This window comes from Pseudomonas sp. N-1-13, assembly GCF_057787095.1.
On sequence record NZ_JBYNRI010000001.1, the window covers coordinates 1,777,539 to 1,787,807 of the forward strand.

The following is a 10,269-nucleotide window of genomic DNA, read 5'->3' on the forward strand; positions in this document are numbered from 1 at the left end:
CCCTGCGCATCCGCCTAGTGCGCTGTTTCAACCTGCAATAATAACTGGCGGTTTTTCACCTGATCGCCTGGCTTGACGTGTAAGGTCCTGACCACTCCATCAATACCTGCCTTGAGTGGGTGCTCCATTTTCATCGCTTCGAGCACCATCAGTAGCTGTCCCTGGCGTACTTCCGCCCCTTCGCTGACCAGCACTTCGACGATAGCGCCGTCCATCGGCGCCTTGAGGGTGCCATCGCTGACGCTGGCCCTGGCGGCGACGGGGGCCTGGGTCCGATCCTGCAAATGCAGGCCGCCTGGGCGAGTGAACAGCCACAGGTCGTTACCATCGAGGTGCCAGGCCTGGCGTTGGCGAATGCCGTCGATCATCAGCGTTGCGCCGCACTGATCAGACTCGAGCAACTTCAACTCGATCACTCGCTCGGCTATCCGGATATGCAGCGTGCCGCCGGTTCCGGCGGTCAGGGTCAGGGTCCAGTCGCGCTCGCCCAGGCCAATGCGATAGCGCCGCACCGCGCCGCTATTGTTGCTCCATCCTCCCAGGCCGGGCGCATGACGTGCATGCATGGCCTGATAGAACAAGGCTGCGGCGATGGCGAGCTGCTCAGCCGAGGGGGCGGGGGCCTGCAAGGCAGGATGATCGGCGAAGTGTTGGTGGATGAAATCGGTGCCGAAATCTCCATCAATGAATTGTGGATGAGCCAGCAACCCCGCCAGCAAGCGTTGATTGGCCTGTACACCCAGGAGCACGCAGTCCTCCACGGCTCGCAGCAATTTGCGTCGGGCCTCTTCACGGGTAGCGCCGTGGGCGATGACTTTGCCCAGCATCGGGTCGTAGAACGGGCTGATGGTCTGGCCTTCAAGCAAACCATGGTCGATTCGTACACCGTCGCGGATAGGGGGTTCCCAACTGAGTAAATGGCCGGTTTGCGGCAGAAAGTTCGCAGCCGGGTCTTCGGCATACAACCGCACCTCCATGGCGTGACCACTGAACTGGACCTGGTCCTGGCGCAGGGGCAGTGGCAGGCCGGCGGCCACATCCAGTTGCCAGGCCACCAGGTCCAGTCCGGTGATCAGCTCGGTGACCGGATGTTCGACCTGCAAGCGCGTGTTCATCTCCAGAAAGTAAAAACCGCCGTCCGGGGCGAGCAAAAACTCCACGGTCCCGGCACCCACATAATTGACCGCACGGCCAGCCTTGAGCGCGGCGTCACCCATGGCCTGGCGCAGATCGGCGGTCATGACCGGGCAGGGCGCTTCTTCAATGATTTTCTGGTGGCGTCGCTGGATCGAGCAATCCCTTTCGCCCAAATGGAGCAGATTGCCGTGGTGGTCAGCGAAAATCTGGATTTCCACATGCCGTGGATTGATCAAGGCCTGTTCGAGGATCAACTCATCGTTGCCAAAACCATGCAACGCCTCGGAGCGCGCGGTGTGTAACTGTTCCAGCAGGTCTTCAGCCCGCCAAACCAGGCGCATGCCTCGGCCTCCACCGCCAGCACTGGCCTTGATCATCAACGGATAGCCGATGCGTTCGGCTTCACGGCACAAGGTGTCGTCGTCCTGATCGGTGCCTTCGTAACCGGCGATGCACGGTACGCCGGCGGCGATCATGGCGATTTTCGAGCGACGTTTGCTGCCCATCAGGTCGATGGCGTCGGGGCTGGGGCCAATGAACACGATACCGGCCTCTTCGCAGGCTCTGGCGAACCCGGCGTTTTCCGAGAGAAAACCGTAGCCGGGGTGGATGGCGTCGGCGCCAGTACGCCGGGCCGCGTCGAGGATGGCCGGCTGATTGAGGTAGGACTGCGGCACCGGTGCTGCGCCGATGAGTACTGCTTCATCGGCGATGCGCACGTGCAGCGCGTCGGCGTCGGCCTCGCTGAACACCGCCACGGTGCGATAGCCCAGGGCCTGGGCGGTGCGCTGGATCCGGCAGGCGATTTCACCGCGGTTGGCGATGAGGATCTTGCTGAAGGCGGGCATGGTGGTCATTCCTGGGTTTTTCGGTGGCTGTCAGGGCCTCATCGCGAGCAGGCTCGCTCCCACAAGGGAGGGTGAACACAGTCATTTTTTCTTGCCCGGCAAAATGCCCATGAGTTTGCAGATGATGCCCAGCATGATCTCGTCCGCACCGGCGCCGATGGACACCAGTCGCACGTCGCGATACGCCCGCGCCACCGGGTTGTCCCACATGAAACCCATGCCGCCCCAGTATTGCAGGCAACTGTCGGTGACTTCCCGGGCCAGGCGCCCGGCCTTGAGCTTGGCCATGGACGCCAGCCGCGTCACATCCTGGCCGTTGATGTACTGCTCGGTGGCCTGGTAGACCAGCGCCCGCAGGCATTCGATCTCGCTGGCCAGTTCCGCCAGGCGAAAGTGGATGACCTGGTTGTCGATCAGGGCGGTGCCGAAGGTCTTGCGCTCCTTGCAGTACTCGATGGTGCTGTCGATGCAGTGCTCCAGCCCCTTGAGCATGTTCGCCGCGCCGAACAGGCGTTCCTCCTGGAACTGCAACATCTGCATCATGAACCCGGCACCTTCCTGGCCAACGCGATTGCGTTGCGGCACCCGTACGTCGTCAAAGAACACCTGGGCGGTTTCCGAACTGCGCATGCCGAGCTTGTCCAGGTGCCCGCCGAGGCTGATACCCGGGCTGTTCATCGGCACCATGATCAGTGATTTGTTGATGTGGGGCTTGTCGTCCGAAGTGTTGGCCAGCAGGCACATGAAATCGGCACTCGGTGAATTGGTGATCCACATCTTGCTGCCGTTGATGACGTAGTCATCGCCATCCTTGCGGGCCGTGGTCTTGAGCCCGGCGACATCAGAGCCGGCGCCGACTTCCGAGACGCCGATGCAACCGACCTGCTCACCGCTGATGGCCGGGCGCAAGAATGCTTCACGCAGCTCATCGGAGCCGAAACGCGCCAGGGCCGGGGTGCACATGTCGGTCTGCACGCCGATGGACATCGGCACGCCGCCACAATGAATGGTGCCGAACTCCTCGGCGGCGACGATCGAATAGCTGTAGTCCAGGCCCATGCCGCCGAACTGCTCCGGCTTGGATATACCCAGCAACCCCAGTTCACCGGCCTTGCGGAAAACCTCGTGGATGGGAAACCGTCCAGCCTTCTCCCATTCGTCGACATAGGGGTTTATCTGCTGGTCGACAAACTGGCGAACGGTGCGCCGCAGAGCTGCGTGTTCCTGGGTGAAGATCATTTTATTGTTCTCCTGTGAGCAGCGATCAAAAGTCCTTCACACGTTCAGAAACGGGCCACACCGAAACTGTTGGGTTGCAGCGGGCGAAGCTCAGCCGCGTGGCAGATGTCCAGCAGGTAGCCTAGCAACGTGCGGGTGTCGCGCGGGTCGATGAGCCCGTCATCCCACAGGTTGGCGCTGCCGTATAGCGCAGTGGACTGGCTGTCGAGTGTCTGCGCGGTGGTGTGTTCGAGCAGGTCCAGCATCTTCGGGTCGGGGGTGAGGCCATTCTTGATCTGCGTCGCCTGCGTGACGATGCGCAAAACCTTGCCGGCCTGGGCTCCACCCATCACCGCCGTGTGGCTGTTGGGCCAGGCGAAGATGAAGCGTGGGTCCAGCCCTCGGCCGCACATGGCGTAGTTGCCGGCGCCGTAGGAGCCGCCCACCACAACCGTCAGCTTCGGCACTCGGGCGTTGGCCACGGCCTGGATCATCTTCGCCCCATGCTTGATCACCCCTTGTTGTTCCGACTCGGTGCCGACCATGAAGCCGGTGGTGTTGTGCAGGAACAGCAGCGGTATGCGGCTCTGGTCGCACAGCTGGATGAACTGCGCGGCCTTGCTCGCGCCCTTGGGCGTGATCGGGCCGTTGTTGCCGATCAGGCCACAGGCATGACCACGAATGCGCAGGTGGCCACAAATCGTCTGTTGATCGAACTCGCTTTTGAATTCCAGGAAGTCCGAACCATCGGCGATGCGGGCGACGATTTCCCGCACGTCATAGGGCTTTTTCGGGTCGTCGGGGATCAACCCCAGCAACTCATCGGCCGGGTAGAGTGGCTCTTTCCAGGTGCGTTCAGGCGGTGTCGGCCGTTGCTCGTTCCAGGGCAACAGGCTGACGATCTCCCGGGCCAGGCGTATGCCATCGGCGTCATTCTCGGCCAGGTATTCAGCGGTGCCGGCCACCTGCGCATGCATTTGCGCACCGCCCAGTTCTTCTTCCGTGGCGACTTCGCCAGTGGCGGCCTTGAGCAACGGAGGGCCGGCCAGAAACAGCCGTGCTTTGTCGCGCACCACTACTACGTAATCCGAGAGCCCCGGCTGGTAGGCCCCGCCCGCCGTGGCCGAACCATGCACCACAGTAATCTGCGGCAAGCCCATGGCGGACATCCGCGCCTGATTGGCGAAGCTGCGTGCTCCTTCGACAAAAATCTGCGCGGCATAATTGAGGTTGGCGCCGCCGCTTTCGGCCAGGGTGATGACCGGCAGTTTGTTCTCCATGGCGATCTGTTGCAGACGCAGGGTCTTGTTCAAGCCGCTGGGGGAGATGGTCCCGCCCTTGATCGCGCTGTTGTTCGCCACCACCAAGACCTGAACGCCGGAGACGTAGCCGATCCCCGCGATCAAACCACCACCGGCCTGGCTGCCGTCCTTGTCGTCATGGAGTTTGTAGCCGGCCAGGCTCGCCAGTTCCAGGAACGGCGCGCCGGGGTCCAGCAGCAGGTTCAGACGCTCGCGTGGCAGCAGTTGGCCGCGTTGCTCGAACCTGGCCTGGGCCTGGGCGGCTTTCTCCAGCACCGCCTGTTCGATCTGACGCAGGTGTGCGACGCCAGCCAACATGGCCGCGTGGTTGCGGGCGAAGTCGGCGCTGTGTGGGTCAAGGTGCGATTCGATGACTGGCATGGGTGTTCCTTGTGCTCGAACCGAACGCCATGGCGATCGTCCTTTAATTGACCTGATCGGCGATGCTCTGTGGCACCGGTATCTGGATCTCCAGCAACTGCTGAGCGAACGCCTTGCCCTGCGGGTCGATGCGCAGGCTGGCGACACCACCGCCGCCAAGGGCATTTTCCAGCACGAAGTTCAGGCTGTGGGTGCCCGGCAGATACCAGCGCTCGACGCGCCCCAGCAGTGGGTCGAGCACGTGGCTCATCCAGTCAACCAACACTTGGGGCGTCAGCGCCTCGGCGATCCACGGCAAGTATTCGGGGGCGCGGGCGAGCACACCGATGTTGCTGTGGTTGCCCTTGTCGCCGGAGCGCGCCACCGCCAGTTTGACCAACGGCACGCTGGCATCAGCCCGGCCCTGGGGTTTGGGCGGGTCGGGAGCGACCGGCAAGTCGCGGGTTTGCAGCGCTTCAACGGCGGGCAGCAGGCAAGGATGACTCTGCCCGTCGAGTTCAATGTCGAGCCGGCAAGCGGATTTGTCGATCAGGAACGAGAACAGGCGAATCAACGGATACACCGTCGGGCGACCGCCCATCAGGCCGGTCAGCCCCGGCACCATGCCGGTGGCGGCCTGGGCGATTTCCCTGGAAAACAGCACCAGCGGCTGTTTGTCGGGGTGGCGCACCGCCAGTTTGATCACCACTTCACGGCTGTCCTGGCGCCTGCCGTGCTGGCCGTAAGTGGCTTCGCTGCCCAGAAGCTCGATGTTCACCTCGCTGTAGGGCGCCCAGCCGCGCGAACTGAACAGCTGCGAAGTCCTGGCGATGATCGCCTGGCTGACCCGTTCGGCCTTGGCCACCGCATCGATGCCGGCGATCAGGCACAGGGCGGTGCAGCGAAAACCGTCGGCCCAGGTGGCGCAGACCTTGTATTGATCGGTGGGCGGCAAGCCCTTGGCGCCTTGGACGCGCACCGCGTGTTTGCCTTGCTGGATCAACCTGACCTGGCTGAAGTCGCAGATCACGTCCGGCAAGAGGTAGCCTTGGGGATCGCCGATTTCATAGAGCAGTTGTTCCCCGACCGTCAGCGGCGTGACCAGCCCGCCGGTGCCTTCGGCCTTGGTGACGATGAATTGGCCGTCGGCGCTGACTTCAACGATGGGAAAACCGATGTGCTCGTAATCCGGTACTTCCCGCCAGTCGGTGAAATTACCGCCCGTGCATTGAGCCCCGCACTCAATGAGGTGTCCGGCCAATGCGGCCTGGGCCAGTTTGTCGTAGTCGTGCCAGGCCCAGCCAAACTCATGCACCAGGGCCGCGCTGACCACGGCGCTGTCCACCACTCGGCCAGTGATCACGATGTCGGCTCCCAGACGCAAGGCCTCGACAATGCCGGGGGCACCCAGGTAAGCGTTGGTGGACACGCACACCGCCGGCAGGGGCGCGCCGCTGAACATCTCGACAATGCCCTGGCTGGCGAGCTGTTCGAATCGTGGTTGCAGGTCGTCTCCCAGCAGCACCGCGATCTTCAAGGGCACGCCGGCCTTGTCGCAGGCCGCTTGCAGAGCGGCGGCGCAGGCCTGGGGGTTGACCCCGCCGGCATTGCTGATGACGCGGATCTTGCGTTCATGCAAACGAGCAAGCAGCGGTGAGAGCACTTCGATGAAGTCCGTGGCATAGCCGCCCCGAGGGTCTTTCATGCGCGCCCCGGCCATGATCGACATCGTGACCTCGGCCAGGTAATCGAACACCAGGTAGTCCAGTTCGGCGCCTTCGACCAGTTGCGCCGCAGCGGTACAGGTGTCGCCCCAGAAGGCGCTGGCACAACCGATACGTATCGTTTTTGGCATGGTGCTCCCTCCGGCCGACGTCGCCCGAGACTACCAAGCAAGCGCTTGGTTTGTAAACGACCGCCGGTTCTTCGATCCAAGCGCTTGCTTGGGTGCCCCGGCCAGCTTAAATTGCCCGCGCCACCTCGTCGGTTCCGCAAGCGTGGCCCGACGTTGATCGATCGACTGTAGGAGAGAATGGGTGGATGAGCAAAAAGCCCTGAACGTGATGCGTGAGCTGGTCGATAACGGGCAACTGACCGATCCTGACAGCGCTCGCGGCAAACTGCTCCAGACCGCCGCCCATCTGTTTCGCAACAAAGGGTTCGAGCGCACCACGGTGCGCGACCTGGCGAGCGCGGTGGGCATCCAGTCGGGCAGTATCTTTCATCACTTCAAAAGCAAGGACGAGATCCTGCGGGCGGTGATGGAAGAGACCATTCGCTACAACACGGCGTTGATGCGCGCGGCGCTGGCCGAGGCCGATAGTGTGCGCGAGCGGGTCCTGGCGCTGATTCGCTGCGAGTTGCAATCGATCATGGGCGGCAGCGGCGAGGCGATGGCGGTCCTGGTCTACGAATGGCGTTCGTTGTCTGAGCAAGGTCAAAGACAGGTGCTGGCTTTGCGTGATATTTATGAGGCCCTGTGGCTTGAGGTTCTTGGGCAGGCCAAGGACGCGGGGTATATTCGGGGCGACGTGTTCATCACCCGTCGTTTCCTGACCGGCGCCCTGTCCTGGACCACCACCTGGTTTCGCGCCGAGGGCAGCCTGAGTCTTGATGAGTTGGCCGAGCAAGCCTTGATTCTGGTGCTTGAAGAAAAATAAAAAGAGGCAGCAATGCCGCTGAGTGGTCGCCTTGCGTGCCCTGCGTAATGTGCATTGAGATGCCTGGTTGGATTCACTGATGATTAACTTTCTGGGGAGTGAGCTGTCTTGACGTTTTCAACGATGGGGATAGCCTCGCGCGTCTTGCTGGCTGCGTTTATTGCGGTGTTCGCGTTGCCGGCCACGGCTGCGCAACTGGTCCGGATTGGCGCAGCGCATTTTCCGCCCTACACGATACGCCCCGAAACTGGCGCGGATACCGGTTTGCTGCCGCAGTTGGTCGAGGCCTTGAACCGGTCCCAAAGCGACTATCAATTCGTGCTGGTTCCGACGTCGATTCCGCGCCGCTTCAATGATTTCAAGCAGGGCCGGGTCGACATGGCCATTTTCGAGAACCCGGACTGGGGCTGGAAGGATGTGCCTCATACTGCGGTAGACATGGGTCTGGAAGATGCGGAAATCTTCGTTGCCCAGCGTCAACCGGATCGTCAGCAAGACTATTTCTCTGATCTGAGGGGCAAGCGCCTGGCGCTCTTCAGCGGCTACCACTACGCCTTTGCCGAATTCAACGCCGACCCCAAGTTCCTGACCGGCCAATACAACGCCACGCTGACGTATTCCCATGACAGCAACCTGCTGATGGTCTTGCGCGGGCGTGCGGACATTGCGCTGGTCACCCGTTCGTACCTCATCGACTACGTGCTGCGCAATCCTGACGTCGACCCTCAATTGCTGATATCCGAACGTATCGATCAGATTTACCACCATTACGCGCTGATCCGCCCCCAGGCGCCGATCTCTGGCGAAGCGTTCGAGCGACTGCTGCAAAAGCTGCGGGACGACGGGCAGATGCTGGCGATTTTCAAGCCCTACCAGATACAGCTGGTGCCAGCGCACGATCATTGAACGGGGCACTAAATTTCCCTGCCTGGCTCACGTCACACGTTGACTACCGACGACTACGTGAGCCCCGCCCATGTCCAATCTCAAGCACCCGACGACGCTGCCTTTACCCGGCGGTCGCCGTCTCGGCGCCGATGAAACCGAACGCCACCTGAGCCTGATGCTTGAGGGCGCGCCGCTGATCCGGCTGCGCCTGGAGCGTGGTACCGAGCTGCATGTGCATTTGCAGGAAATCAACGATCGGCCCGTAGGCCCGGCGCTTTGGGCGGCCTGCTATTGGCTGTTCGCCCGCGATCCTGAATGCCGGCGCCTGACCTGGCATCTGTCCGAGCGTCCCGGTGAAGCCTTGCTCAGCGGACTGCTGACGCCCGGCGAGTGTGCCGACGAATACATCTGCGAGCGCACGATGTTCTGGCAACTGCCGCAACCCTGGCTGGGGGAGTCGTTCAACGGCAGCTATCCGCAACAGATGATCATCACCGATGGCAAGCGTCATCCGCGCCGGCCCACGAAGCCGCGAGGTGAGGTGTATCGGCGCTTCGATGCGCGCCTGGGAGCCTGGGTGTCCTTGCGCACCCTGGAAATCGAACAGGACCTGACGCGCTTCAACCGCTGGCAGAACAGTCCTCGGGTGGCGAGTTTCTGGCAGGAGGAGGGCAGCCTGGAACAACATCGCGAGTATCTGAGCACACTGCAGCGCGATCCCCGGGTGCTGACCTTGATCGGTTGTTTCGACGACCAGCCTTTCGCCTACTTCGAAGCCTATTGGGCCAAGGAGGATCGGATCGCGCCGTTCTATGACGTGCACAATTATGATCGCGGCATTCACATGTTGGTGGGCGAGGAGCAACACCGCGGCCCGCACAAGGTGGCGAGCTGGCTGTCGGCGCTGGTGCATTACCTGTTTCTCGACGACCCGCGCACCGAGCGGGTGGTGGCCGAACCTCGAGCCGACAACGCCCGGATGATCGGTCATCTGCACAACCAGTGTTTCCACTGTGAAAAGGAATTCGATTTCCCCCACAAGCGCGCGGCGCTGATGATTCTGGGGCGTGAGCGGTTTTTTGATCGGTGTGGGTTGATGTGAGGTTGTAAGCCCCTAGAGCCCCATCGCGAGCAGGCTCGCTCCCACAGGGATTGCGCACAGCACAGACTTTGTGAGTGCGCAGATCCATTGTGGGAGCGAGCCTGCTCGCGATAAGGCCCGAAAAATCAGTGCAAAATCACCGCCGGGCAAAGGTATCCCCACGCACTCCCGACACCTTGCGGCAATGCACCAGGGCGTCGCGGATCATGAAGTTCACCAGGGTCGGCGAGACCCCCAGCTCCTTGGCGATATCCTTCTGTGGCACACCGTGCAGGCGGTACATCTCGAAGGCATAGCGGGTGCGGCTGGGCAGTTCGGTGAGCGCGTCGGCGATGTGCTCCAGCGTCGAGAAATTGATGTGTGACGTTTCTGGCGAAGCCCCCTGGATCACCACATTCAACCCTTCCTCTTCCGGCCCCGAGTATTTCTGTTCCAGCGCCTGCTTGCGGTAATGGTCGATCGCCAGGTTGCGCACGATCTGAAACAGGTAACTGAGCTGAGCCTTGAAGGACGAGGTGATCTGGGGCGCCGATTGCAGCCGGAAAAACGCATCCTGCACCACGTCTTCTGCCCGGGACCGGCAACCGGTGATTCGTGCTGCGATCTTGACCAGGATCATCCGGTTATCCACGAATGCCTGAAGTAACGGTGAGTCGCACCTGCTTGTGGATACTTGTTCCGTCATGGAATTCACCTTGTTGCAAAAAGTTAGCAGGACGAGGGATCTGTCCGACTCGTCCTGCATATCGAGCGAC

At 61.9% G+C, this 10,269-nt stretch carries 8 protein-coding genes; 3 read left to right on the top strand and 5 right to left on the bottom strand.

Features of this window, described 5'->3' with window-relative positions; all coding sequences use genetic code 11:
• Positions 1 to 14: 14 nt before the first annotated feature.
• The 4 genes from AC3I65_RS08195 to AC3I65_RS08210 form a co-directional block, all read right to left on the bottom strand.
• Positions 15 to 1,985 (bottom strand): acetyl/propionyl/methylcrotonyl-CoA carboxylase subunit alpha, encoded by a 1,971-nt coding sequence (locus AC3I65_RS08195; RefSeq protein WP_488523615.1) that lies wholly within the window; start codon positions 1,983 to 1,985, stop codon positions 15 to 17.
• Between the two features lie 81 nt (positions 1,986 to 2,066).
• Positions 2,067 to 3,224 (bottom strand): citronellyl-CoA dehydrogenase, encoded by a 1,158-nt coding sequence (gene atuD / locus AC3I65_RS08200; RefSeq protein ID WP_107322182.1) that lies wholly within the window; start codon positions 3,222 to 3,224, stop codon positions 2,067 to 2,069.
• Between the two features lie 44 nt (positions 3,225 to 3,268).
• Entirely contained in the window at positions 3,269 to 4,885 is a 1,617-nt protein-coding gene (atuC, locus tag AC3I65_RS08205; protein ID WP_076385681.1) for a geranyl-CoA carboxylase subunit beta, read from the bottom strand.
• A 43-nt stretch (positions 4,886 to 4,928) separates the two neighbouring features.
• The gene (locus AC3I65_RS08210; RefSeq protein ID WP_288912856.1) at positions 4,929 to 6,719 is read right to left on the bottom strand and encodes an acyclic terpene utilization AtuA family protein; all 1,791 of its coding nucleotides are present in this window, start codon (positions 6,717 to 6,719) and stop codon (positions 4,929 to 4,931) included.
• A 181-nt stretch (positions 6,720 to 6,900) separates the two neighbouring features.
• On the opposite strand from AC3I65_RS08210, the gene AC3I65_RS08215 reads away from it, so the two are divergent.
• From AC3I65_RS08215 to AC3I65_RS08225, 3 genes are all read left to right on the top strand, one after another.
• Positions 6,901 to 7,524 carry a TetR/AcrR family transcriptional regulator gene (locus AC3I65_RS08215; RefSeq protein WP_047226408.1) on the top strand — a complete coding sequence of 208 codons (624 nt, stop codon included), beginning with the start codon at positions 6,901 to 6,903 and terminating at the stop codon, positions 7,522 to 7,524.
• A gap of 123 nt (positions 7,525 to 7,647) precedes the next feature.
• Positions 7,648 to 8,430, top strand: coding sequence for a substrate-binding periplasmic protein (locus AC3I65_RS08220; RefSeq protein ID WP_172833829.1), 783 nt, complete (start codon positions 7,648 to 7,650; stop codon positions 8,428 to 8,430).
• Positions 8,431 to 8,500: 70 nt separating this feature from the next.
• Positions 8,501 to 9,514, top strand: a complete 1,014-nt coding sequence (locus tag AC3I65_RS08225; protein ID WP_488523616.1) for a GNAT family N-acetyltransferase — start codon at positions 8,501 to 8,503, stop codon at positions 9,512 to 9,514.
• 136 nt (positions 9,515 to 9,650) lie between these two features.
• Here the strand turns inward: AC3I65_RS08225 and AC3I65_RS08230 are convergent, their stop codons facing one another.
• Complete coding sequence (locus AC3I65_RS08230) at positions 9,651 to 10,199, bottom strand: RNA polymerase factor sigma-70 (RefSeq protein WP_025212663.1); 549 nt, start codon at positions 10,197 to 10,199, stop codon at positions 9,651 to 9,653.
• Positions 10,200 to 10,269 lie beyond the last annotated feature (70 nt).